Source organism: Caldivirga sp. MU80 (genome assembly GCF_001663375.1).
Taxonomy (GTDB): Archaea; Thermoproteota; Thermoprotei; order Thermoproteales; family Thermocladiaceae; genus Caldivirga.
In genome coordinates, this window is record NZ_LCTF01000003.1 from 30,308 (window position 1) to 55,808 (window position 25,501).

A 25,501-nucleotide genomic window follows, 5' to 3' on the forward strand; every position below is an offset into this window, starting at 1 on the left:
AATGAACAGGTTTTTAAACTATCCATAATGATGGCCTATTGAACACGTTGGCCAACCCCTCAAGGCTAACCCTACCCAGGGGCTTATGTAGATGCCTAACCTCAGAACCCCTGGGCTCCTCAAGAATAACCTCACCCACATAGCCCAGCAGCCTAGGCACCCCAGTCACTAACCCGCACCTAGTGCACCTAAGGAGCCCAACTCTCCCCGTTGATTCCAAATTGCCCCCGCACCTGGGGCATTTAGGGTTATTAACATCAACCTTACCCAGTAAGGCCACCCCACCCTCCATGTAGAGGTCAAGGTCCTTGGGACCAGGCCTTAAGCCACCATACGCCAGCAGGTACGTGGCCTTATCAAGCCTCTTAAAGCCATAGTGCCTATACGAGAACACCACCCCAGACGAAGCCTTAATTTCAAGGTTACCACCACTGATGACGGTGACACTACCCACATTACCTTCAATGTAGCCTGGTGTATATGGCTTATTGGCTATGTGCTTCATGTGATGCTCCGTGGCTTGGTTAGTCAGGTAGATTAACCACCTTGGCTCAACGTCAACCTCACTGGTTAATACAGTGGCGAAGTGAAGTAGGTGGTAGGGTGAGTCACCCCTAACCCCAAACACAACTGGGTCATTACCGTGGGGTTGTATTAAGGTGTAACCATCCCCGATGTTCTCGAAGGTTAATGGGGCTGTTGATGAATCAAGGGTCTCAACGATGCCAGTGGGTATGTTGGGCTTGGGCGTTGATTCCCCATAAGCCAACAGTTCAAAGGTTGAGTCTGTTGATAGATCAGCCATTACCGAGGCTAAGGCGCCTATGACACCCCTACCACCCCTATGAACCACGCCCAGCCTCCTCATCCACCTAAGGGCCACGTCAATTGGTATAACGTCACTGATAGCCTTCCAGTATATCCAGTGCTCAGAATTAGTGGTGGAGACCACTATACCCGGACTAGTCTTACCAACCCTACTGGAGTAGGCATTCACAGCCCACTCGGCTAATTCAACCGCCTCCCTAATGTCATCAACGTTAAGGCCCACTGAGACCGCTGCATTACCCCTAGTCTTAAATGGTATATTGGGGTTAAGCCTTATCAACCTGGGGTAGCCGACAACCCTCTCCTCACTCCTCGTCTTAATGAACTCTTTAAGCATGTTATACATAACGTAGGTTGTACACCCCTTATCGTACGTGTCCGTGTCGTCAATGCCAACCCAAACCAACAGCGACAACCACCGGCATGTCTTCAATCTGCATGTAGTTTTTTAACCTAACTTTAAGGTGACTCTAGGTTAAATGAATGCAATACATAACCTCCCGATGGTCATAACCGCCCATATCACGCTCACTTCAATACCGCTGTTAACTTGGGATTAGGTATTTTTAGGAAGTGCCATGGCCTAGTCTTAATGAGGCTTAGGCTAAACCCACCTGAGGTGATGGCGGTCATCAATGTGAGCCCTGAGTCATTTTACCAGGGTAGTGTTAAATCTAGTGAAGCTGAACTAGTCAACTTTGTCAATAGGGCCCTTAAGGCTGGGGTTAGGGTATTTGACGTTGGCGGTATGTCCACGGCACCCTTTAAGAGGACTTGGGTGCCTGAGGATGTTGAGACCAGTAGGCTTAAGTGGGCTGTGGGCATCCTAAGGAGGGAGTTTGGGGATAAGGTGATTATATCGGTGGATACCTTTAGGCCTAGGGTGGCCTCGGAGGTGGCTAGGTTAGGCATAGACATTATCAACGATGTAACTGGGTTAAGGTACGATAAAAGTTTAGGTGGGGTGGCTAGGGAGCATGGCCTCACGATGATACTTTGTGCAAGGGAAAGGACACAAAGCACACTTAACCCCGTGGATGCCGTGATCAACGAGGCTAGGTGGAGTATCAATACAGCTGAGTCAATGGGGGTTTACGACTTGGTAATCGACCCCTGCATAGGTTTCCCACCCCTTGACAGGGATCAGAACCTTGAACCCAATAGGCAGGTAGCCAAGAAACGCTATGATGACTGGCCCTATAGGGACATATACGTGCTGGCTAACATACTAAGGATAAGGAGGGAACTAGGTAGGCCAATTTGCGTTGGTGTATCCAGGAAGGGCTTCATAAGGGAACTACTGGGTGTTAACATGGAAGAGTCCATATGGGGTACATTAAGTCTCCACGCCTACCTAGCCTACGTCAACGTGGACTTAATTAGGGCTCATGATGCCATTGAGACACTTCAAGCGGTGAAGATGATCAACATGGTTAAATCATGTGGTGGGGATTACTCAAGCTGTATTGAGACTATTAGAAAAGCTTATAAGGGTGGGGCCTAACTGGTGGATGTATGTCAATTAGTACTATTCAGGAATATAAGCGATATAGGGCTATTAAGCAGCTTAAGATGCTACGGGTGGTAAGGATGGCTAGGGAGGTTGCATTGGTGTCGGTGGCGGTAAGGCCACTGCCTGTTGATAAGGGGATTAAGGTGCAGGCAGCGAGAACTAGGGCCATATTGAACAGTCAGCAGGCTTAACCCGCCTTAAAGCCTAGACAGCGGTGCCATGCCCAGGTGCTCTGGGGACGTGGATACGGCTCAGGACCCTGCATGCGGTGTATATGCTTCATGATGCACCAAGGCGAGGCGTACATAAGCCTAAATCCTTACGGCTAAACCACTGTTTGAGCAGAAAAGTTTTATAAACCCGACGGGTGACGTAGGGATCTTAGAATGTCTTATTCTAACCAAACTGGCGGTGAGGATAATATTCCGCTTAAGGTAATTAAGGAGATAACGTTTAGTGTCCTTTCACCGGATGTTATACGAAAAATGTCGGTCATGGAGGTGACAACCTCCGAAACCTACGATGAGGCAGGTAACCCGGTTAAGGGTGGGTTAATGGATAGGAGGCTAGGGGTTGATGAACCAGAGGCCAGATGCGAGACCTGCGGTAATGACTGGAGGAGGTGCCCAGGGCATTTTGGTAGGATTGAGTTAACAAGGCCCGTTATCCACCCTGAGTTCGTTAAGCCCATATACGACATACTCAGGGCAACATGCCCTAACTGCGGTAGATTGAAGCTAACTGATGAGGAGTATAAGAGGTATTCAGAGAGGATTAAGAGACTTAGGAGGCATTGGAGGGTACTTGCCGATAGATTGATAACTAGGGTTAAGAAGAGGGCTGCCGCCAGGTCAACCTGCCCACACTGCGGTGCCCCGCAACCTAAGATTAAACTTGATAAACCATTCAAGTTCTACATAGAGTCAGAGGGCGGTAAGTTAACTAGACTTGACCCCATCAGGGTTAGGGAGTGGCTTGAGAAGATACCTGACGATGACCTTGAGTTACTTGGGTGGAATCCATCATTAGCCAGGCCTGAGTGGGCTGTTCTAACCGTTTTACCCGTTCCACCGCCTCAGGTTAGGCCATCCATACAGTTGCCCAGCGGCCAAACAAGCGCCGATGACCTAACCCATGCCTTAACGACTATACTTAGGTATAATGAGAAGCTTAGGAACGCCATAGAATCCGGCTCACCAACAACCTCAATACTTGACCTGTGGGATTCACTTCAGGCTAATGTAGCCACTTACATCGACAATGAGCTTCCAGGCGGAATCCAGGCTAGGCATAGGAGTAAGAGGCCGCTTAAGGGGATTGCGCAGAGGCTTAAGGGTAAGGAGGGCAGGTTCAGGGGTAGTTTATCCGGCAAGAGGGTTGAGTTCTCGGCCAGGACAGTGATCAGCCCAGATCCTAACCTAAGCATTAACGAGGTTGGCGTACCCATGGACATAGCCAGGGAGTTGACGGTCGTTGAACCGGTCACTGAGTGGAACATTGACCTAATGAGGCAGTTGATAATTAATGGGCCTGAGACTTGGCCAGGGGCTAATAGGGTTATTACACCTGATGGTAAGAAGATTGAGCTTAAGGTGAGGAGGGATAGGAGTGAACTTGCCCAGCAGATCCAGCCTGGTTGGAAGGTCGAGAGGCACCTAATGGATGGAGACTACGTATTGTTTAACAGGCAACCCAGCCTACATAAAATGTCCATGATGTGCCACGTGGTTAAGGTCCTTCCAGGAAGGACCTTTAGGCTTCACTTGGCCGTGTGTCCGCCGTATAACGCAGACTTCGACGGCGATGAGATGAACCTTCACGTACCCCAAACCCCAGAGGCTAGGGCTGAGGCTAAGATGCTCATGCTTGTCCAAAACTTCATAATAACGCCTAGGTACGGTGGACCAATAATAGGAGCTAGGCAGGACTACATAAGCGGTGGTTACCTACTGGCCAGGAAAGGTAACGTCCTCACTAAGGATGCTGTTTCATACTTAATGGGCGCCGTTAGAGATGATGTTCAACTCGATGAACCAGCCATAATGCACCCCATTGAGCTTTGGACTGGGAAGCAAGTCATATCGGCATTACTACCAAGGGACTTCAACTTCACTCAGGCCACGGCGTTCAGGTCAACGTGCAAGGACCCATATAGGTGCGATACAGATGAATATATAGTGGTTGTTAATGGGTACCTAGCCACCGGTGTCCTGGATAAGAAGTCTATTGGCGCAGAGCAGGTTGATTCACTGCTGCATGTCCTAGTTAAGAGGTATGGTAACGAATTTGGTAGGAGGTGGATTGACTCAATGTTCAGGCTGATACTGAGGTTCATGGACATGAGGGGGTTCACCATGGCCTTGGATTCACTCAACCTACCTGAGGAAGCCATGAGGAGACTTGATGAAATCAAGGACATGTACATTAAGGAGGCCTACGAACTGCTGGACAGATACTATAAGGGTGCCCTTGAGGCTGAGCCTGGTAAGACAGTTGAGGAGACCCTGGAGGATAAGCTGGCCGAGACCCTGTCTAAGATAAGGGAGGAGGCGTCTAAGATAGTTGACGATTACATGAGTAAAGAGTCTGAGGTTTACATAATGGCTAAGTCGGGTGCTAGGGGTAGCCTACTGAACGCCGCTCAAATGACAGCAGCCCTCGGTCAGCAGACAATAAGGGGTGAGAGATTTAGGCGTGGGTTCACGGATAGGACGCTCTCGCACTTCCCGCCTGGGGATAAGGGGCCTGAGGCTAGGGGGTTTGTTAAGGGTAACTTCAGGGATGGCTTATCACCCATAGAGTACTTCTTCCATGCCGCGGGTGGTAGGGATGGGTTAGTTGAAACGGCGGTTAGGACATCGCAGAGTGGCTATGCCCAGAGGAGGCTCATTAATGCAATGCAAGACATCTACATCGCCTACGATGGAACTGTTAGGGATTCTCAAGACGCAATAATACAATTCAAGTATGGTGAGGATGGCATAGACGTCTCCAAGAGTGACCACGGCAAGTTAAACGTAGAGGACATAATTAGGAGGGTGGTGACAAGTGGCTGAGCAGTTCCTAAGTCAAGAGGAGGTTAAGGCCAGGATCGAGAGCCTTAGGGGGGTTTTACCGGCTAAACTGGTTAATGAACTACTCAACAGGTTAAGTAGTCTCAGGGTTTCGGGCAGGCAACTTGAGAGGGTCATGAAGGCTGTGGTGGCTGAGTACTACAAGTCCGTGGTTGACCCAGGGGAGGCTATAGGTATAGTCACCGCTCAAAGCGTTGGTGAGCCGTCAACGCAGATGATCCTAAGAACATTCCACTACGCCGGCTTAAGGGAATTCTCCATGGCCCTCGGTTTACCTAGGCTAATTGAGATCATCGATGCCAGGAGGAAGCCCCAGGTACCGAGGATGACCATTTACCTAAAGCCTGAGTACGCGCATAACGAGGAGAAGGCGCATGAGGTTGCTAAGAGGATTCAGACAATCACCATTGAGAACGTGGCCAAGAGTATTGACATAGATTACTTCAACTCAACGATAGTGGTAACCCTGGATGAGGATGCATTAAACTACAGGGGGTTAACGATTAATGATGTTAAGAAGGCCCTGGATAGGATTAAGGGTAAGACTGGTAAGGTCACCGTTGAGGGGAACACGATCAGTGTGACCGTTGAGGTTCAGGAGATATCGGCATTGAAGAGGATTAGGGATAAGATCCTGCAGACTAAGGTGGCTGGGATAAGGGGTATTAAGAAGGCTCTGGTTGTTAAGGAATCGGATGAGTATGTAATATACACTGAGGGCACTAACCTGGAGGCCGTACTACTACTGGATGAGGTCGACCCAACGAGGACAATATCCCACGATATACATGAGGTTGCTGAGGTCCTCGGCATTGAGGCCGCTAGGTCGATGATAATAAGGGAGCTTAAGGAGGTCCTAGATGCCCAAGGCCTTGATGTTGACGTGAGGCACCTTATGATGGTGGCTGATGTCATGACGTGGGACGGTAAGGTTAGGCAAATTGGGAGGCATGGAGTGGCTGGGCAGAAGGTTAGCCCATTGGCTAGAGCGGCCTTCGAGGTCACGGTTAAGAACCTGATCGAGGCGGCCTATAAGGGTGAGAGTGAGAGGTTCAGGGGTGTTGTTGAGAGTATAATATCAGGGAGGTATGTGCCTATTGGCACAGGTTACGTTGAGTTAATGCTTGAACACCCCTAAAACTCTATTAAATATAATTCACCGTCACTGGCGGTGACCCTCCTAACCTTACCCATGGTGTAGGCTAAGGCAACTAATGCGCAGACAGCGGCATCATGAACATCCCTATTGTTAGCAACGTCAAGCACCCTAATCCCCATTACCCTCGATAACTGGGTTAGGTTCAACCCAATCCACTTAAGCACACTCGTCGGGTGGGTTTCAATAACCTTAACCCCCATGTCCTCGAGCCTAGACTTAATCCTAACCGCCCTCTCACTAAGCTTAATCATCCAGGACCAGTTGGCCGGCATAACCCTAAGCCCCAGTTTAAGCATAGCCCTATCCAAATCCCTATACCTACCGGGTCCACTCAATGGGGCATCGATGGCAACCACATCAACACCACTCAAGGTGCTGATTATTTCATCATCGGTGGCGACCAACATACCCCTCAATAGGTCATTCCGAACCACAGCCACCCCACTCTTCCTAACCACCGATAGGTCAATTCCCCCTACTGCTATTTCTGCTGGCCTTGACACTGCCTAACTAACTCCTCATACTTCCTCTTAATCTCCTCAAACTCAGCCCTCTGTGCCTTTAGGCGTTCAGCCTCCTCATCAAGCTTCTCCTTAAGTTCAACTAGCATGCTCTCCCTAACTACCAGGGTCCTCTGGTAATTGATTAACTCCCTCTCCCTCTCCAGTAATCTCCTCTCCCACTCAGCTAGCCTCCTCTCCTCCTCCGTTAACCTAACAATAAGTGGCTCTAACTTACCCTCCAGTTCCTTTCTCCTGTTCTCCAGTTCACTTTTAACGATCTCCAGTTCCTTCTCCTTCCTACTCAACTCCTCCCTATAGCTGTTTAACTTGGCCTCCAGTTCACTAAGTTCCTTAGCTCTCCTCTCCCATTCAGCGGCCAGCTTATTGACCTGCTCCTCCTTAGCCTTAACCTGGCTCTCCCTATTAGCCAATTCCTGTAGCCTATTCTTAATCTCCTCCTCCTTCCTCTCCAGCTCCTTAAGTCTCTCTGCATTGGCCTCAATCCTAGCGGCCTCAAGCTGCAGTCTTGCCTCAAGGTTCTTCAGGTTTATCTCCTGTTCCCTAAGCTTGGCCTCCCTTTCCTGAATATCCTTAAGGGCCTTCTCGTAGTTAGCCAGCCTACTGATTAACTCATTCATCGCATTACCCATTCCACTTGAAAGGTTTGATAGGTCGTTCATTAACCTGGAGGCTGCCTCAACCCTCCTCTTCTCCTCCTCTAACGCCGCCTCAACCTTACTTAACTCCTCCTCCCTCCTCTTAAGGTTCTCCTCCCTAACCTTAAGTTCACTCTCCTTGTTAGTAAGTTCAATTAGCCTTGCCTCAAGTTCCCTCTGCCTATTAATAGCCTCATCACTGGCCGCCTGCAGCCTAGTGGCCACCTGCTCTATCTTGGAGAATTGATCAAGCAGTTGGCTTGACCTTTGGGAAACATCACTCAACTTGCCATCGATGGCGCTCATCATGTTTAGGCCGCCCTCAAGGCCCTTACTAAGGTCATTGACCCTTGCGATTAGGCTATTCGCGGTGTCCTCCATAACCTTACTCAACTGCTCAACCCTACCAAGTAGCGCTGATATGGCGTTGATGTAGCTGTCTGTTGTTTGGGAGAACCTTTGGTATAGTTCATTAATATCACTGATCCTCTTATCCTGGGCTGATACTATGTCCCTAACTATGTTACCTAGGTCTTGAATAGCCTTACTGAGCCTTGTAACCTCACCACCAATGCCCTGCACCATCCCCCTTATATTGCCTAACTCACCCAGTAATGCCTGCTGCTGCCTGTTAAGGTTATCAATACCTGCTGCAATCTGATCAATCCTCTGCATGGCACTCTGCTGCTCCTTTTTACCGCCAAACAGCGACATGAATACATTATTTTTTGCCAATTATTTTAAACTTATCGCTTAACACCATTAACATATGAAGGAGGTAAGTAAGGTGGGTTACATGGTTTGTCGTTAACACGCTAAACCGGTTTAAAACCCCAGCCAAGCAGCATAGATTATGGATGCGCCTAATCAACGCTACATAAGTATGTTCATATATTACGCCGCCCTGGGCATACCGAGGATCGACATTGAGAGGTGGAGGTTGAGTATTGTTGGCGAGGTGGAGAGGCCACTTGAATTCACTTATAGTGAATTGATATCAATGATTAACGTTAAGTATGTTAGGGACTTTCACTGCGTGACCGGTTGGTCAGTTAGGGATGTGGAGTGGGAGGGTGTTAGGATTAGGGACCTAGCCAGCATGGTCGGTGTGAGGAATGATGCCAAGTGGGTTATTTTCCGGTCAGCAGACGGCTACGAGAGCGTGGTACCTGCGGAGGATGCGTTAAGTGAGGATGCAATAGTAGCCCTCAGGATGAATGGAAAGCCCCTGGACTTGAAGTCGGGCTACCCGGCAAGACCATTCATACCGCATTTATACGGTTGGAAGAGCGCCAAGTGGCTAACCACAATAGAATTCACAAAACAATACAGGGACGGGTACTGGGAGGCAATGGGATACCACGAAAGAGGCAACGTACACCTAGAGGAAAGATTCAAAGGCATGGAGGGAACACACACGGGAAAGACAAGGAGGGTTATTGCTTAAAACCAACCTTAAGTTAAGGTTGGTTTAAAAGTGAGATTAGTAACCAGGGTTTATGAGCAAGCCCCCTGGGAATCCTCATCTTAACCTTATTAGCCACTGCAATGGCATCCGTGGTTAATGCCCATGCGTAGGTTAGCATCCTTGGGTTAACCTAAGCCAGGTGGAGGTTTGTAGTGGCACCTGGGAATGCTACCTATATTCTGAAGATACTTGGCACTGCGAGTAGATGCGTTTACATGGAGACCCATGTGTTAACGTACCAACCCTGGTTAATCAACTTGCTAACTTAGTTAACGTGGGGTTGAGGTTTACGTAGTCCTCTTCAGTAATGTGCACTGTGGCGTATCTAAGGGTGAATGGCTAGCCGTAAATAAGCTTGTTGAATCCAAGGTCCACGTATTGTTTGATTACGCATACGGCTTTGTTCTTAGTGCGTTGAAAGACGCCTTTAGGCGATTACACATGTTCAATTCACTAAGACTACTCAATGCGGTAAGCAACCACCAATAAAAACCTGGCGGGCCCGGTGGGATTCGAACCCACGACCTACGGGTTAAGAGCCCGCCGCTCTGGCCAGGCTGAGCTACGGGCCCTGTCGTTGATCATTAATAATGGGTTTATAAGGTTTTGCCCTCGGTTAATCAGTGGCTTTACCATGGTGTCGATTCCCTTAAAAGTTATAAAGCCTTATCGAGCGACCTACCCGTGAGGTTGATTGTAGTTGCGGTTCCTGGTGCGGGTAAGACAACTATACTTAGGATTGTCAAGGAGAAGCTCCCCGATGTAACAGTGGTTAATTACGGCGACTACATGCTTGATGTGGCTAAGAGGCGGTATGGTATAAGTCATAGGGATGAGATGAGGAGGAAGCTCCCACTTAATGACTACAGGAGGGTTCAGGAGATTGCCGCTGAGGAAATAGCCAAGATACCGGGTGACGTGTTGATAGATACCCATGCAGCCATTAGGATGCATGGCGGCTTCTATCCAGGCTTACCCGGTAGGATTATCGAGAGACTGATGCCAGACGCCATAGTGGTCTTGGAGTTCAACCCAATGGACATAATAGAGAGGAGGATGAAGGATGAGGCGCTCAGGATTAGGGAGAAGGAGACCCCTCAGGAAATTGAACTACATCAAATGGCAAATAGGTACTACGCCTTCGCAGCTGCCAATGAGGCAGAGTGCCCGGTCTTCATCCTAGACTTCCACAATAGGGTCCAGGAGAGGCCATTCCAACACGCTGAGGAGGCGGCGGCCTTCATAGTGGACTTAATAGTGAAGAATAGGCAGGGCAGCCTAGTGGCGTAACATCTCTAGTTACCTAAGGTGTGGCGCTGTTTAAGTGTTAAATTAATAAAATGCGGTAAGGCTTATATTAACGTGCATGTTGATGAGAGGAGACTTGTGATAACATCTGGCATAGTGCTTGGTGAGGATTTGGAAGATGGCATTGGGGTTAGGTTAAGTGAGCTAAGGCAAGCCTTATCAAGGAGGATAAGCGACCCAGATGCCGTAATCACTAAACTTGCTGGGGAAGGTTTACTGAGACTTGAGAGAGTTGGAGGGGGCTACAGGGTTATTATCAAGTATACGCCTGAGGTTAGGGGCATATACAGCTTCATCATAAACCCCACGGTTACCACTGATGATTTCGTGAGGGAGTTGAACAATGCCATAACCAAGTACGCTAACCCAGCCACAGGCTATGCAGACCTTGGACTCGTGGCGAGGCAGGTGTGTGGTAAGTTGGGGATTAGTGAGACTGAGTTTGATCAAATGCTTATTAGGATCTTAAGGGCTAATGGAAGGAGGTACGTGCTAAGCTATGGGGGTTCGCATAGGATTAAGGTTGGTTCAGGGTACTATGGCCTGATCAAGGTGGTTTCATGATGCAGAGTAGGTTACTCGCAACCCCAGAGAGGGCCAGTACGCTCCTAGGCCCCTCCTGGAGGGCTGTTAAGAGGAGGGTGCTTGAGATGATTGACGGCTACCAGTTGATAACACTGGTGGGTAGGGCTGGGTCAGGGAAGACCCACATGGCCCTCAACCTATGTAAGGAGCTTAAGGCGAGTTGGCTCTGTATGTACCTGGATGCGGCTCAATTGGGTGATAAGAGGCTTGGCCAATTAATCAGCACCGCGGTTAGGGATAATGAGGACTCAATAAGGGGTGTGATGAAGCTGGGTAAGTCTAGGAAACTTGACAGCGCCTTGTCAAGGTTCATTAAACTCGGCACCAACGAATTGACAACCGCCGCCTACAATTACCCAATAGACTTCTTAACCATGCTCCATAATCTAACATTGGCGGTGGGTTTAAGGGGGCTGGTCCTGGTTATTGATGAGGGTGCCTTATCCCAGGATGACCAATACATAGGGGCCTTCACCACGGCTATACATGCGCTTAGGAATATTATGCCCAAGTTAAGTGGATTAAGGTTAATATTAACCATGCTCCCGGATGTGGTGGATTACATAGCTAAAAATGACCCACCCCTCTTCGAAATACTAAGCATGGGTGTTGTCAACCTACCAGACTACGTAACGGAGGAGGATTTGAAGGAGGTGGCCAGGGCCTATAACCTTAGTGGCGAATTAATCGAGTTGATTAAGTCCAGTAACTTAACCATGAGGCAGGTTATGTGCATAGCCGAATTTAAGGATCTGCAGAAGTGTGGCCTTCAAAGCGAGGTTGAGGTCACCATTACCTGAGGGGGAATACTTTAAGTTAACTATGAGGAAGTATTTTACCTAATTCACTTATAAGGGTTCCAGGCATGAGTATAATTAAGCATGTCATCAGTGTTGTCGCTAGTCTTAACCATGGTGTCCGGCCAGGGAATTAAGGTCATTGTGAACAGGGATTTACCGAAGATAGAGGTCAATGGCTCAACCTTCGGCGGATACGCAGCGGGGGACTTGGTGACACTCCCAGTGCCAATGGCGGAGGCGTTGATTAAACGCGGCTACGCATCCCTAACTCAACAGGACCTGGTGACGCTGGATGATGTTAAGAGGGCCCATTGGGTTGAGGGTAAGGAGTCCAGTGAGTTAACGAAGCTGGATAAGCTCTTCTACGTTAAGGCTAGGTTAAGCGCATTAAGCAATGGACAGGGGGATTCGAGGGAGTTGATGACTGCCTTAAGGGACCTGGTCTCCGTTAGGCTAAGGAAGATACTAAGCATGATTAGCGTATCACCAACTGGCCTACCTCAGGAGGTCATGGATAAATTAACCATTGAGGAGGAGATCCTCGTCAAGGAGTTGACCAGGGTCATTAACCCATGGTTCAGTAGGGTGATTGGGGGTGGGCAGTGAGGAATTAATCCAGTTGGGTAGGGATGAACTGGTTAATAGGTTCACTAGGTTTTTGAAGCAGATTGAGAAGTACGATGAGGAACTTAGCTTAGCCATAGTAAATAGGAGGAGGTCGCTTATAATAGACTTCAACGACCTCCTCCTATACGATAAGCAACTTGCCGATTACCTAATGGAAAAGCCAAGCATCGTCATCGACAGTGCCTCCGAGGCTGTCGGCGAGTTGATTAGGGAGAAGGATCCTGAGTACGCCAGTCAGGTGGCTAAGTTCTATGCCAGGTTTAGGCTTAGCCCAATTGACAGGATGAGCATAAGGAGGCTTAGGAGTGAGCACCTGGGTAGGTTCGTCTCCATTGAGGGTATTGTGCTTAGGCAAACACCACCAATGCACTACGTTAGGGTCGCTAAGTTTAGGTGTAATCAATGCGGCTACGAGGTCACGGTAACCACGGACACGTACCCATCACTACAACCACCCAAGAAGTGCCCCCAGTGCGGTGCAGTAAACTCAATGATGTTCGTAACCGATGAGTCCATCATAGCGGACTGGCAGAAGATACTTGTCCAGGAGAAGCCTGAGGAGACGCCCTCTGGGCAATTGCCCAGGAGTATTGAGGCGGTTTTAACGGATGACTTGGTGGATACGGTTAAACCTGGGGATAGGGTTATGCTCAGTGGCGTGCTTGAAATAAACCTATTCGAGCCCAGGAGGGGTAAGTTACCAGTATTCTCAAGGCTCATAAACGTCAACTATGTTGAGAGCCTACAGAAGGAGTTCGCTGAGATAGAGATCACGCCCCAGGATGAGCAGGAGATCAGGAGGCTGGCCATGCAGCCTGACGTTAGGGATAGGATAATAGCCTCAATAGCCCCATCAATATACGGACTTGACGATGTTAAGGAAGCCATAGCCTGCCTACTTTTCGGTGGTGTACCTAAGGAGCTGCCTGATGGAACCAGGATAAGGGGGGATGTCCACGTGCTGCTTGTGGGTGATCCAGGCACTGCGAAATCGCAGTTACTCAAGTACGTGGCTAGGATAGCCCCCAGGGCGGTCTACACCACGGGTAAGGGTTCAACGGCCGCTGGGCTTACGGCTGCAGTGGTTAGGGATGGTTTAACCGGTGAGTTTTACCTTGAGGCAGGTGCCCTGGTGCTGGCTGATATGGGGGTTGCCGTGGTTGATGAGATTGATAAGATGGACGCCAAGGATAGGGTGGCGATGCATGAGGCCATGGAGCAGCAGACGGTCTCAATAGCTAAGGCCGGCATACTGGCCACCTTGAACGCCAGGGCCTCTGTTTTGGCTGCAGCTAACCCGGCTTTTGGCAGATACCTACCCAACAGGACTGTCGCGGAGAACGTGGATTTACCTGTCACGTTACTTTCAAGGTTTGACCTAATATTCATAATTAGGGATGAGCCCAATGCCGATAGGGATAAGGCAGTGGCCGAGCATGTGACCAAGCTACACGCTGGTGAGGTTACTCAGGGGTTCAGAAACATGATTAAGGTTGACCTACTTAGGAAGTACATAGCCTACGCCAGGAAGTACATTAAACCCGTGCTAACCCCAGAGGCTAGGGATAGGATAGTCGGCTTCTACACCCAGATGAGGGCTAGGTCAGTTCAGGAGGCTGGTTCACCAGTAGCCATAACCGCCAGACAGCTTGAGGCCCTGATCAGGTTAACAGAGGCTGAGGCTAAGATGAGGCTGAGCAGCATAGCCACCGCTGAGGATGCGGAAAGGGCCATCAGGCTCTTCATGAAGTTCCTCCAGAGTGTCGGCATTGACATGGAGACCGGTAACATAGACATTGACGTTATCATGACTGGGAAACCCAGGAGTCAACAGGAGAAGATTGCCCTATTAATGAGCCTAATAGCTAAACTGGAGCAGATTAACAACAACAAACCCATTAAGGTTGAGGAGCTTTACAAGGAGGCTGAGAATGAGGGCTTGGATAGGGCTACCGTGGATAAGATACTGAGCATACTTAAGAGTAACGGTGAAGTCTACATGCCTAAGCAGGGCTACATAAAGAGGACAACCGCCTAGTTAAGCATCATTTCGAATGGACGTTTAGTCAGCCGGTACGTGAATACTTCACCACTCCGTCACGAGGGCTCTCATCACTGGTATTCATTAGGTTAACCATGTTTAAAACGTTTCCTCAAGCAAACATGGTCACCTCCTGTATGAGCCTAGGGTCATTAAGGCCACGTGAACCTTACCATTATAGAACCTAGTCTTAACACCATTAGCCCTAAGCACCGCGTCAACGTAATCGCTCGTTAATGATGCCGGGTTAACCCTCTTTGAGGCCATTATGAAGCTCTCCGCGTACATGAATGAGGGTACCCAGACCTGATACTCGGTTACAATTGGGAACGTTAACTTAACCATGTCGTAGACAGCGTTGTACTCCTTCGGGAATAGGAAGCTTGAACCAGCCTGCACAACAAACACGCCATTATCGCTAAGTAGCCTGTGGATACCGTTAATTACATCCATGGAGTAGACCCTGGCCCCAACCTCAGGTCCATAGGGGTCTGTTAAATCCATGATGACTACGTCGAACCTCTCCCCAGTTGACACAGTCCCCTTGACGTAATCCACGGCATCCTGGTAAACCTCCCTAACCCTAGGATCCCTGAAGGAGTCCGCGTGGAACTCCCTGAGGTACTCCTTAACGTACTTAATCAACTCGTAGTCTATATCAACGGTGACCACCTCATTAACGCCACTGTACTTAACCACCTCCCTTAAGGCTGCACCCTCGCCTGTACCCAGTATCAGCACCCTGGTTGGGTTACCGTGGGTTACCATTGCTGGGTGTACGAGGGATTCATGGTAAATGTACTCATCCAGCTGCGCAGATTGGAGTATGCCATCGAGGAACAGCGCCTTACCGAAGTCCTCCAATTCAACTATGAGTACATGCTGATACCTGGTCCTTTCATTAACCAAAACCCTCCTAACACCCATGTAGGCCCATGTATTTGGGGCTATGTATTGGGCGCATTGAAGTGAACTTCGAATAACATAGTCATTATCCATGGGTTAGGGCTGAGTTGTTTAGCTTTTAACGTTATTTGGTACCCAATTAAATAAATCAATTTCTCTCCGAGTTAAGGGTATTGGCTGAAAACCAATACCACGTTGAATGAATGCGGAACTTAGTTAACATGAGGTAGGCTGATTCGCCATACGGTTAATAGGGGATGACAGGTTCATGATAATGGGTGGGCAAACCTTGCCATTCATGGCGGGGTTGCCCCACTATGTGGGTCTCAGGTGTTAGGTTTATTAGCCTTGGTTTTGTGCTTTGTTTGGTGCCTCGTGGGTGACACCCCCTGGTGAACACCACCAAGATGAGGAGCGGGGGCCGACTTCCCCCGCAATGCCGGGGGAGGGTGTCTACGAGGTTAAGTACACTAATGTGAGGACTAACGTTGTTAGGCTTCTGCCGAATGGCTACCAGGAGAGGAGGCTTAGGAGGCTTGCCGACGCCTGTGCTAGATTGTACAATGAGGTTAATTATGAGAGGAGGCAACAATTCTTTAATCACCAGCGTGTGGACTTCAGAGGAACGTGGGGTAAGTACTATGGGAAGTATAAGGGTTTGCTTGGTGTTAATGCTTAAGCCGTAATGCAGAAGAGTAATGAGGCTTGGAACTCTTTTTTCACCCTCCTCAACATGAAGAGGGAGGGTAAACTATCACCCTTCATGAGGCGTGTTTCATCACCCGGCTACTGGAAGGATGAGGCAACTGGTAGGAGGAGGTTAATACTCGTTGTTAGGCAGGATAGGTATGTAGTGGATGAGCAGAGACGTGTTATTATCCTCAAGGACTTTAACCTTGAAGTGAAGTTCATAGGTAGGCTTAGGTGGTTTGGTAAGCAGGGTAGGCTTGAGATACACTACGATGAATCCAAAGGAGCATGGTATGCATGCATACCAGTGGAGGTTGGTGTTGAGGAGGCGAGGACTGGAAGGAAAAGCAAGCACATTGTTAAGGGTGAGAGGAGGTTGATTCAAATTAAATCACCTAAAGGTAATAAGGCTGCATCCATCGACTTAGGCATTAACAACCTAGCCAGCGTGGTTGTTGATGACGGCACTTGGTTACTCTACAAGGGCATAAGAGCAAAGGAGGATTACTTCTACATGCAGAGGTTGATTTCGAGGATTCAATCCCTTAGGGACGCACTCAAGGGTAAATTGCTGAGTGACGCAATCGATGAGTTGAACCACGAAATGAGAAGACTGTACGGGAAGTTGAGGAGGAGGTTGTTGCACCTATACAGGAATTTTGCTTCTCACTTATTGATGCAACTCCACGAACTAGGAGTCTCAACAATATATCTGGGTTACCCATTCAATATCGCTCAGCAGAAGGGCAATAAGTTCACAGTGAACATGTGGACTTACAGAAAACTCATGGAGGCCATTGAGTTGAAGGCACAGGAGTACGGCATGAGGGTGTTTATAGTCATCGAGTACAACACCTCAAGGTACTGCGCCTACCACAACGTCGAAGTAAAGAGACAACCAAGAGGAGTAGCCCACTGCCCTAAAGGACACAAGCTCCACTCAGACCTAAACGGAGCCTTAAACATAATGAAGAAGGCAACAGGCAAAACACCCTTAGTCATAAAGAAGCCACTCTCCTTCATCGTAGACCACAACAAAGTAGCACCCGTAAAAAGGGGTGTAACCCCTGAGACCTCAGGGAACCCCCACCCTTAAGGGCGGGGAGGAGGTCAGATACCCTAACATGGTTAGTGGATGCTGCATTAGATACCTTTAAAGGTAATAATTACTTCATTAGGGTAAACCAGCTGGGCAAGATGATCAGAGTTAGGGTACAGGCTAGGTTGGATTAGCAGGGTATTCTGAACGTTGAAGCCGGCTTAATGCTCACTGGTTACCTCATCTTGGATGGTGGGTTACACTAGCCGTAGGGTTTAATGCCTACTTAACCTGGCTAGTATTACCAGCGCCACTGCGAATTCGATCATTGATATTATGAGCATTACGAGGGCTGGTATTACATAGCCACCTATGAGCATCTGAGCCACAAATAGTGAGGCAGTGGGTAGACCCTCAACAAGCATTACTATTAGGGCATAAACAAACATGGTGAGTGTTGATGGTACAGCACCTTCACTTATGGATTCCTCAAATAAAATGGCCATGACTGCCGTGGCGGCTATTGGTGGGCCAAAGGCCAGTAATATGGGTACTTGAAGGCTTAGCGGCAGCTTGTAAAACAGCGCTATAATCATCATTGGTGCGGTGGCTATGTAGTATGCTATTAAGGTCATAGTTAGTTTACTAATCAGGTTTCTGATTGGTGATATTGGCAGTAGCCTAAATACCACGGCACCCCTCAACTCGCTCATGTATAAGGCGTAGGGTATGAAGGCGGTTAGCAGGCTTAACTCCATGGTGTAAGTTAACATTAACATGGGGTTTAACTTAGTACCACTTATAATTGTTGTTAACACTGTGATTAACCAGTAACCTATTGGAAGGGCCCATAGCGCAGCCATCCTCGACCTGAAGGACTGAGTTAAATCAACCCTGATCAGCGCCATTAACGGATTCCTAATCCTAAAGACTCCAGGTGCCTTAACCCTAATGGCTTGAACCTGTACGGTTGACTCAAATAGCCTATTACTAGCCCTTTGAAGCATTACATAGGCCAGCGCTGAGAAAAGGGTAATGTACATTATCGTCACATAAAGTGGAGCACCTAACCCAGTTATGAATAATCCACCAACCACAGGTGCAAGTGATAAGGCTGGGTTGAGTTCACTTGGGTTCACGTTAACAACATACCCCATCGCCATTGATGCGAGTATTATTGGGGCTAGGGCTAAAGCCTTAACAACATTACCACTAATTGGATTCCTAAGGGTCCTCTCAGCGATTAATATGAAGCCCATTGATGCAATGATGCCTAAGGGTATTCCCTCAAGTGTACCTATAAGTGGATAGGGTACACCACCCATTACTATGGATAGGGCCATGGATGCGGTGATTGAGACGTAAATGGGTAAGTCCATGGTCATGTATAGGGATAGTGTTAAGGCCCTTCTAGTCAACCTAAGCTCCAGGGGTAATGTGGCCAGTAGTCCTTTAATATGGTCTGTGCTCTGCAGTGAGAAAACTACGTTTATTGATGATGCAAACACCATGAAGAATGAGGTCACTAAGGTCTCAATTAGGCTTAGGCCTGGCTTCTTAAGCACGTAGGGTACAGTCCCCATTAGACCTATGTAGAAACCCATTAACACACTTATGACAAGTTTATTGTACCTAGCAGCCCTAATAGCCCTCCTAACGTCCATCGGCCTTAAACCACTTATCCTAGATGCAGTATACCCCTGGTAGGACAACTCTCTGTAAAGTACGGAGGCTAATTTATGGGCACTAACCATGTTCATAAACCCTCGAGTATCGCCTTAATCTCCTCATCGGCGTGAATGGCCTTAAGGAATGCATCCTCAAGAGTACCGGCCTTAGCCCTCTCCTTAATCTCACTCAGCGTCCCTTCGGTTATTAAATCACCCTCATTCAGTATGCCTATCCTATTGCACACTCTCTCGGCAACCTCCATTATATGAGTCGAGAATAATATAGAGCCCCCTGACTCAATATGCCTCTGCATAATCTCCTTAAACACCCTAACGGACTTAACGTCAAGGAAGTTGAATGGTTCATCGAGAAGTAGTAGCCTTGGTTCATGAAGCAGCGCCGCCACTATAGCCACCTTCTGCCTATTACCAGCTGAGAGGGCGGCTATGGGCGTGTCTAGGTATTCCCTCAATTCAAAGGCGTCGATGAGCGCCTCAGCCCTCCTGGCATTGAAAATACCCCTAACAGAACCTAGAAATTCCAGGAACTCCCTGGGTGTTAACGCCTCTAAAACCACCGGTGTCTCCATGACCACACCAATGTTATTCATGACACTTGGGGAGGGTTGCCCTAGGCCTAGTATGTCTATTAAACCCTCATACTTAACTAAGCCCAGTATCGCCTTTATGGTCGACGTCTTACCAGCCCCATTGGGGCCTAAGAGGCAGTAAACCTCACCATTATTAACCATGAAGCTTAGACCCTTAACGGCAACCTTATCACCATACCTAACGGTAAGCCTCTCAACCTTAAGTGCGTAACCATCATTCATTAGCTCATGTCGCCATTCCTCATTTTTAAGCCTTCCGGTATTACCTATCACCGGAAGAAGGAACCTTAGCTTAATGCTTATTTGGGTTAAGCTGGTTCCGGGTTTATGGCGTTAAGTAAGGGTATTAAGCGCCTAATACTGCTCACAACCTCCCTAGCAGCCTTTCAAACCCCGTACAACTCAACTGTTCTATCATTTATCATTCCTGTGCTTGGTAGGTTTTTCCATGCCTCACTGTACACCTTAATCTACATGCCAGTGGTTTACCTAATACCATTACCGACCCTAATGATTCTGCTGGGTAGGATTGCCGACATATACGGTAGGGTGGGTATCTTCAGGGTTGGCCTTGTGGTATTCACCATTGGTTCATTAATGGGTGCCCTATCAACTAGTATATACCTTTTAATCGCTGCATCGTTTATAATGGGCCTTGGCTCAGCCATCTTATCCCCAAGTTCAACCGCCATAGTGAGCCAAGTCTTCCCTGAGGGTGAGAGGGGGTTTGCACTGGGTATTAATGCCATGGCGGTTTACATTGGTTTAACATCGGCGCCATTCCTAGGTGGCATTATCACCCAATTCCTGGGTTGGAGGTACATACTGCTGATTAGCACCATGCTCTCGTTGATTGGTTTAGCCGTGTCCTACGCATCCATGAGGAGCATCGAGGTTGCCAGGCGTGGTGAATCCCTGGATACCATTGGCGCCCTCACGTTCTCCCTAGCCTTAATTTCAATAGTAATGTACCTCATATTGTCCTCATTAAATGGATGGTTAAATTACGCCTACCTACTCATGGTAGGCGTAGTCTCGTTAATAGTCTTTATACTGCTGGAGGGTAGGGTTAAGTACCCGATGCTTGACTTAAGGTTATTCACTGGTAACGTCTCCTTCATGGCCGGTAACGTGACTGCTCTGTTGAACTACATAAGTACCTACTTTGTACCATTCATCTTCTCACTCTACCTGCAAGTGATCCTAGGTTATAACCCCTTCGAGGCCGGTTTAATATTAGTATTGGAACCGATTTTCATGGTTATCCTATCGCCGGTGAGCGGTAGGTTATCTGATGTGTATGGTTCAAGGGAAATAGCGGCACTGGGCATGGGCCTAATTGGCTTATCCTTCATACTACTCCTCACACTCAACATAAGAAGTATAACTAACATATTAATTGCCCTATCCACACTGGGTATAGGCTTCGGCTTATTCTCGGCACCAAACACGAATTCAGTGATGAGCTCGGTGAGCAGGGATAAGTATGGTGTTGCGTCAGGTGTTTTAGGAACCATGAGGTTCACTGGGCAGTTACTTAGCATCGCTATAGCAGGCTCCATATTAACTAAGTACCTAGGTAAGTACGCGGTGCTATACCTATTCACAGGGGTTCCGATGGTTAAGGTAACTGTTTACCAAGCGTTCATTGATGGACTCAGGGTAACGTTAATGGTTGCCGCAGCCCTAAGCTTCCTGGGAGTATATACGTCACTACTACGTGAGAGATAATGACCCTATGGTCGGCGTATGATTAAAATATGCTGACTTTGCAAAATGAACTCAACATACATTATGATGAAAGTAACTGTATATGAATATGACTTATTATGAGAACTTGAAGCAGATGAGTGATATACTGAGTTAAACATTATTGTCGCATCCATCATGCGGATGTTGATATATCACATTCATCTTATTTTAACTTAATCGACGATTGCTGAATTTATTTATGAGTATAATTGATAATGGTAACGAAGTAGGGTAATTAACCATGGTGAAAGTGGGTGATAAACTAATGAATCATGAGATAGACGATGTTGACTATGTGCTCCACAGTAGTATGAGCTATGAAATGTACCAAAGGTTAATGAGGATAAGAAACCACGATCTCCATAAATTCATAGCCTGGGTTACAGATCTCTGTAAGCCTTCCTCCGTATTTATATCCACAGGTAGTCCTGAGGATCTAGAGTACATTAGGAGGAGAGCTATAGAAACAGGCGAGGAAATACCTCTCAAAACTCCTGGGCATACTGTCCATTTTGATAGCCCTTTTGATCAGGCAAGGGCCCGTGAAGACACAGCAATACTACTACCGGGTAGTCAAAGGTTGCCGTTCATAAGGACAAAGGATCGTGATGAAGGTCTCAGGGAAATGTTTTCATTACTCAGCGGTGTAATGAAGGGTAAGGAGATGTTGGTTGGCTTTTACTCACTTGGCCCAAAGGGTTCACCCTTCAGTATATTGGCAGTTCAAGTAACGGACTCTTATTATGTAATGCATAGCGAGAACATTCTGTATAGACCTGCCTATGATGAGTTTGTTAGGCAAGGTGAGAGGGTTAGATTTCTAAGGTTTATTCACTCCCAGGGGGAATTAAATGAGATGGGGCAAAGTAGGAACATTAAGCAGAGGAGGATATACATAGACCTACCTGGTGAAACAGTATACTCTGTGAATACGCAGTATGGCGGCAACAGCATAGGTTTGAAGAAGTTAGCGCTTAGGCTAACGATTAAGAGGGCTATGGAGGAGGGTTGGCTTAGCGAGCACATGTTCATAATAGGTGTTGAGGGCCCTGGAGGCAGAGCTACGTACTTCACAGGCGCATTCCCATCCATGTCTGGTAAGACCTCCACAGCAATGCTTGGTAGATTAATAGGTGATGACTTGGCATTCTTAAGGAATATCAATGGTGAGGTCAGGGCCGTGAATCCTGAGGCTGGGGTTTTCGGCATAATCGAAGGTATCAACCTAATTGATGACCCATTAATCTATGAGGTCCTTACGAAACCCGGCGAGGTCATATTCTCGAATGTCCTAATTACCGAGGACGGTGACGTTTACTGGAATGGTAAGGGGGAACCCGTGCCTGAGAGGGGTATCAACTACACGGGTAAGTGGTGGAAAGGTAAGACTGACGATAAGGGTAATCCAATACCGCCATCTCACCCCAATGCCAGGTTCACGGTATCACTGAAGGCCTTCAGGAACCTGGATCCTAGGTATGACGATCCCAATGGAGTAGTAGTTGGTGGTTTAATATTTGGCGGTAGGGATCCAGATACTTGGGTGCCTGTCTTTGAATCCTTTAATTGGGACCATGGTGTAGTGACCATAGCGGCATCCATAGAGTCGGAGAGGACAGCTGCAGTAATAGGTAAGACTGGGGAAAGGGAGTTTAACCCAATGGCTAACCTAGACTTCCTTTCAGTTGACCTAGGCATTTATATAACTAATTACCTAAAGTTTGGCGAAAACTTGAAGAATCCGCCGAGGATATTTGGTGTTAATTACTTCCTTAGGGATGAGCAGGGCAGATTCTTAAATAGTAAGGAGGATAAGAGGGTTTGGCTCCAGTGGATGGAGAGGAGGATACATAATGAGGTTGGTGCCGTAAAAACGCCGATAGGTTATGTGCCGAGGTACGAGGACTTGAGGAGGCTATTCCATAATGTTCTCGGTAGGGATTATGGGCTTGAGGATTACAATAGGCAATTCGCGATAAGGGTTGGGAGGCTCCTTAATAAGATAGAGAGGGTATGGAAGATATACTCAGAGGTGTCAACAACGCCGAGAAAATTATTTGAGGTACTTGAGGAGCAGAGACAAAGGCTAATTGAGGCAGGGAGACTATATGGTGATCCAATACCACCATTAAAATTTGAGTACTAGGTGCCAATGCGTAATCAATGCGATCCTAACTCAGCATCACCGGTATGTATATGCTTATAAAGCATTAATAGGCACCTAGATGCTGTGGTTAAGTGGGTGAGGTTAGTAGTCATCAATGATAATGAACCCAACCCACCACTATTAAGCGATTGGGGATGGAGTGTTTACGTAGAGACTGAGAGGTGGTCAATACTCTATGATGCAGATACAGAGCCTAGGGTTATTGAGAATAATGCAGCATCTTTAGGTATCGACTTGAGTAAAGTCAATGTGGCTTTCCTCAGCCACTACCATGCAGACCATTACGGTGGCTTTAAGTATGTGGGCGAGGTTAAGAGGGGGTTAATGGTTTATGTACCTGAGGATGACGAGGTGTTGAGGGGCTGGGGTCTAACACCCATTACAACGGTAAAGCCCACGGAAATACTAAGGGATGCAGGCACAACAGGCGTTATGAGAGGTATGGGTGTTAATGAGCATGCCCTTGCCATTAGGCTTAATAACCATGGTATGGTTTTGATTGTTGGGTGTTCACATCCCGGTATTGATAACATTGCGAGGAGAGTTCATGAGCTGTACGGTGAGGTTTACCTAGTCATTGGTGGTTTTCATAATCCATCAAAGCATCAACTTGATATCACCGCAAATTACTCAAGGTATGTTTGTCCAGCTCATTGTTCAGGAAGGGAAGCTAGGCAATATGTAGCATCAAGATACCCCGATAAGTATTGTGAAGTTAAGACAGGAACTAGATTGAACCTGCCGCTCATCTGATTTAATTAATGGAAATCCTAGGAGATCCTCCATAGTATAAAAGTCAGCTTAATGATTCAACGTAATTCTCACCATAAACTCACTACGTAGGTAACAATTTGGAGCACAAAAGTACATGGTGCGGGGGGTGGGATTTGAACCCACGCAGGCCTACGCCAACGGGACCTCAACCCGCCCCCTTTGACCAAGCTCGGGCACCCCCGCTTGAGTGGGCATATTACTTTGAGGGCTTATAAGGCTTCCCTCACAAACTACATGAACAACTTAAGTTGGTTTAAACCTTGTTCCTTGGGCTGGTATGAACCCTTTAAGGGTTGGTCCATTAGTTAAACCTTAGCTGCCCTATGATAATCTCTACGAACACGCTGAAACAGCTAACTCTCCGCAATAGGGGAGGTGGGTAACTACTCCGGTTGTAGGTTTATCCCATACGCTCTAAGCAACCTGTCCACCTCCTTCAGTGTCCCCGCCTCCTCCGCCAGCCTAAGGGTTAGTGGTATGTTTAGGTTCCCTAGGTTAAAGTTACTCAGTAGCCTGGTGTACTCCTCCCTATTCAGGGGTATTGAGGCTACGTAGTCCTCTAGGCTTATGTGTGGGAGTCCACCCACGTAGATTGCCCTATTCGAGAACCCAACAACCCCCACCTTAAAGACACCGATATCTTCAGGTACCTTATCCACGTCGTCCACGTGAACAGCCACGTCATCGATTGCCGTAATTCCCTTAACCCTCCTCAGCATTGATAATGGACCGCAAACCACCTCAATGATGCTCCTCAAGTCCCAGTAAACCTCATCGCAGGTTGACATGTTTACTTAAAGCGATACCTTGTAGCCGAACTTCCTCACAATCTCCTTACGCTCCTTAGCGTCCTCAGGCCCCTCGACGCCTAGGGGTGAGTGCCCGTCAACGACCCCAATCACACCCCTACGTTCTGGGGCTATCTCAGCCACTATTATGGAGAGTGGGTTACCGGTGGCGGCCAGTATCCTGGTGACCTCCCTTACGTTCTTAATGGCGTTTAGGACGTTTATGGGGTAGGCGTTCCTTATGAATATGACGAAGACGTGGCCTGCAGCTATTTTTGAGCATAGGTCTATTGCAGCGTTCCTGAGCTCCTCATCATTGCCCTCATGCCTAATAAGCCTCTTCCCACTGGCCTCACAGAACGCTAACCCAAACTTAATCCCCGGTACTGATGTGACTAGGGCTTCGTAAAGATCCTCAACCGTCATTATGAAGTGGGAGTACCCTATTATCACGTTTGAGTTGGGTGGGTACTTAACATCCACAACCTCAAACCTAATGCTCATAGGGGCCAGTGGGGTTGAGGGATTTAAGCATTAGGCCC

Annotated in this window: 23 protein-coding genes and 2 tRNA genes; 15 read left to right on the plus strand and 10 right to left on the minus strand. The window is 47.8% G+C overall.

What is annotated here, in order from left to right; genetic code table 11:
* Positions 1-13 precede the first annotated feature (13 nt).
* Complete coding sequence (locus tag AAX04_RS01280; protein WP_156519636.1) at positions 14-1,234, minus strand: DUF1743 domain-containing protein; 1,221 nt, start codon at positions 1,232-1,234, stop codon at positions 14-16.
* Positions 1,235-1,420: 186 nt separating this feature from the next.
* On the opposite strand from AAX04_RS01280, the gene AAX04_RS01285 reads away from it, so the two are divergent.
* From AAX04_RS01285 to rpoA2, 4 genes are all read left to right on the plus strand, one after another.
* Complete coding sequence (locus tag AAX04_RS01285; RefSeq protein WP_066792992.1) at positions 1,421-2,332, plus strand: dihydropteroate synthase; 912 nt, start codon at positions 1,421-1,423, stop codon at positions 2,330-2,332.
* Positions 2,333-2,343: 11 nt separating this feature from the next.
* Complete coding sequence (locus tag AAX04_RS01290) at positions 2,344-2,532, plus strand: hypothetical protein (protein ID WP_066792994.1); 189 nt, start codon at positions 2,344-2,346, stop codon at positions 2,530-2,532.
* A 195-nt stretch (positions 2,533-2,727) separates the two neighbouring features.
* Positions 2,728-5,397 carry a DNA-directed RNA polymerase subunit A' gene (gene rpoA1, locus AAX04_RS01295; RefSeq protein ID WP_066792996.1) on the plus strand — a complete coding sequence of 890 codons (2,670 nt, stop codon included), beginning with the start codon at positions 2,728-2,730 and terminating at the stop codon, positions 5,395-5,397.
* On the plus strand, positions 5,390-6,553 hold the full coding sequence (gene rpoA2, locus AAX04_RS01300) for a DNA-directed RNA polymerase subunit A'' (RefSeq protein WP_066792997.1): 1,164 nt from the start codon (positions 5,390-5,392) through the stop codon (positions 6,551-6,553). The genes rpoA1 and rpoA2 overlap by 8 nt, the downstream gene beginning before the upstream one ends.
* Here the strand turns inward: rpoA2 and AAX04_RS01305 are convergent.
* Both AAX04_RS01305 and AAX04_RS01310 read right to left on the minus strand, forming a co-directional pair.
* A complete protein-coding gene (locus AAX04_RS01305) occupies positions 6,550-7,077 on the minus strand; it encodes a DUF429 domain-containing protein (protein WP_084761132.1) in 528 nt (175 codons plus the stop codon). The genes rpoA2 and AAX04_RS01305 overlap by 4 nt on opposite strands.
* Positions 7,056-8,447 (minus strand): hypothetical protein, encoded by a 1,392-nt coding sequence (locus tag AAX04_RS01310; RefSeq protein ID WP_066792999.1) that lies wholly within the window; start codon positions 8,445-8,447, stop codon positions 7,056-7,058. Before AAX04_RS01310 ends, AAX04_RS01305 begins: the two co-directional genes overlap by 22 nt.
* 139 nt (positions 8,448-8,586) lie before the next feature.
* On the opposite strand from AAX04_RS01310, the gene AAX04_RS01315 reads away from it, so the two are divergent.
* A complete protein-coding gene (locus AAX04_RS01315) occupies positions 8,587-9,180 on the plus strand; it encodes a sulfite oxidase-like oxidoreductase (RefSeq protein ID WP_066793002.1) in 594 nt (197 codons plus the stop codon).
* Between the two features lie 515 nt (positions 9,181-9,695).
* On the opposite strand, the gene AAX04_RS01320 is transcribed toward AAX04_RS01315, so the two are convergent.
* Positions 9,696-9,773: transfer RNA gene (locus AAX04_RS01320), tRNA-Lys, on the minus strand.
* Positions 9,774-9,885: 112 nt separating this feature from the next.
* On the opposite strand from AAX04_RS01320, the gene AAX04_RS01325 reads away from it, so the two are divergent.
* The 5 genes from AAX04_RS01325 to mcm all read left to right on the plus strand — a co-directional run bounded on the left by AAX04_RS01325 (position 9,886) and on the right by mcm (position 14,559).
* Positions 9,886-10,491: an adenylate kinase gene (locus tag AAX04_RS01325; protein ID WP_066793004.1), complete on the plus strand. Its 606-nt coding sequence runs from the start codon at positions 9,886-9,888 to the stop codon at positions 10,489-10,491.
* 72 nt (positions 10,492-10,563) lie between these two features.
* Positions 10,564-11,073 carry a hypothetical protein gene (locus AAX04_RS01330; RefSeq protein ID WP_066793005.1) on the plus strand — a complete coding sequence of 170 codons (510 nt, stop codon included), beginning with the start codon at positions 10,564-10,566 and terminating at the stop codon, positions 11,071-11,073.
* Positions 11,073-11,894: a hypothetical protein gene (locus tag AAX04_RS01335; protein WP_066793006.1), complete on the plus strand. Its 822-nt coding sequence runs from the start codon at positions 11,073-11,075 to the stop codon at positions 11,892-11,894. Before AAX04_RS01330 ends, AAX04_RS01335 begins: the two co-directional genes overlap by 1 nt.
* A gap of 81 nt (positions 11,895-11,975) precedes the next feature.
* Entirely contained in the window at positions 11,976-12,500 is a 525-nt protein-coding gene (locus AAX04_RS01340; protein WP_066793007.1) for a hypothetical protein, read from the plus strand.
* Complete coding sequence (gene mcm, locus AAX04_RS01345) at positions 12,490-14,559, plus strand: minichromosome maintenance protein MCM (protein WP_066793009.1); 2,070 nt, start codon at positions 12,490-12,492, stop codon at positions 14,557-14,559. The genes AAX04_RS01340 and mcm overlap by 11 nt, the downstream gene beginning before the upstream one ends.
* Before the next feature lie 129 nt (positions 14,560-14,688).
* Here mcm and AAX04_RS01350 read toward each other — a convergent pair whose 3' ends face one another.
* Positions 14,689-15,561 (minus strand): hypothetical protein, encoded by an 873-nt coding sequence (locus tag AAX04_RS01350; protein WP_066793011.1) that lies wholly within the window; start codon positions 15,559-15,561, stop codon positions 14,689-14,691.
* Between the two features lie 343 nt (positions 15,562-15,904).
* Here AAX04_RS01350 and AAX04_RS12320 point away from each other — a divergent pair, with 343 nt between their 5' ends.
* Both AAX04_RS12320 and AAX04_RS01355 read left to right on the plus strand, forming a co-directional pair.
* A complete protein-coding gene (locus tag AAX04_RS12320) occupies positions 15,905-16,147 on the plus strand; it encodes a hypothetical protein (RefSeq protein ID WP_238377751.1) in 243 nt (80 codons plus the stop codon).
* Between the two features lie 6 nt (positions 16,148-16,153).
* The gene (locus AAX04_RS01355; RefSeq protein ID WP_238377752.1) at positions 16,154-17,254 is read left to right on the plus strand and encodes a transposase; all 1,101 of its coding nucleotides are present in this window, start codon (positions 16,154-16,156) and stop codon (positions 17,252-17,254) included.
* 218 nt (positions 17,255-17,472) lie between these two features.
* On the opposite strand, the gene AAX04_RS01360 is transcribed toward AAX04_RS01355, so the two are convergent.
* Positions 17,473-18,957, minus strand: coding sequence for a hypothetical protein (locus AAX04_RS01360; RefSeq protein ID WP_156519637.1), 1,485 nt, complete (start codon positions 18,955-18,957; stop codon positions 17,473-17,475).
* Complete coding sequence (locus tag AAX04_RS01365; RefSeq protein WP_066793015.1) at positions 18,954-19,700, minus strand: ABC transporter ATP-binding protein; 747 nt, start codon at positions 19,698-19,700, stop codon at positions 18,954-18,956. Before AAX04_RS01365 ends, AAX04_RS01360 begins: the two co-directional genes overlap by 4 nt.
* 105 nt (positions 19,701-19,805) lie before the next feature.
* Here AAX04_RS01365 and AAX04_RS01370 point away from each other — a divergent pair, with 105 nt between their 5' ends.
* From AAX04_RS01370 to AAX04_RS01380, 3 genes are all read left to right on the plus strand, one after another.
* Complete coding sequence (locus AAX04_RS01370; protein WP_066793017.1) at positions 19,806-21,209, plus strand: MFS transporter; 1,404 nt, start codon at positions 19,806-19,808, stop codon at positions 21,207-21,209.
* A gap of 286 nt (positions 21,210-21,495) precedes the next feature.
* Complete coding sequence (locus tag AAX04_RS01375) at positions 21,496-23,376, plus strand: phosphoenolpyruvate carboxykinase (GTP) (protein WP_066793097.1); 1,881 nt, start codon at positions 21,496-21,498, stop codon at positions 23,374-23,376.
* Between the two features lie 84 nt (positions 23,377-23,460).
* Complete coding sequence (locus tag AAX04_RS01380) at positions 23,461-24,150, plus strand: MBL fold metallo-hydrolase (RefSeq protein ID WP_066793021.1); 690 nt, start codon at positions 23,461-23,463, stop codon at positions 24,148-24,150.
* A gap of 116 nt (positions 24,151-24,266) precedes the next feature.
* Here the strand turns inward: AAX04_RS01380 and AAX04_RS01385 are convergent.
* From AAX04_RS01385 to AAX04_RS01395, 3 genes are all read right to left on the minus strand, one after another.
* A tRNA-Leu gene (locus AAX04_RS01385) sits at positions 24,267-24,354 on the minus strand.
* Between the two features lie 200 nt (positions 24,355-24,554).
* Positions 24,555-24,959 carry a hypothetical protein gene (locus AAX04_RS01390; protein WP_066793024.1) on the minus strand — a complete coding sequence of 135 codons (405 nt, stop codon included), beginning with the start codon at positions 24,957-24,959 and terminating at the stop codon, positions 24,555-24,557.
* A gap of 6 nt (positions 24,960-24,965) precedes the next feature.
* Entirely contained in the window at positions 24,966-25,463 is a 498-nt protein-coding gene (locus AAX04_RS01395; RefSeq protein ID WP_066793026.1) for an adenosine-specific kinase, read from the minus strand.
* Positions 25,464-25,501 lie beyond the last annotated feature (38 nt).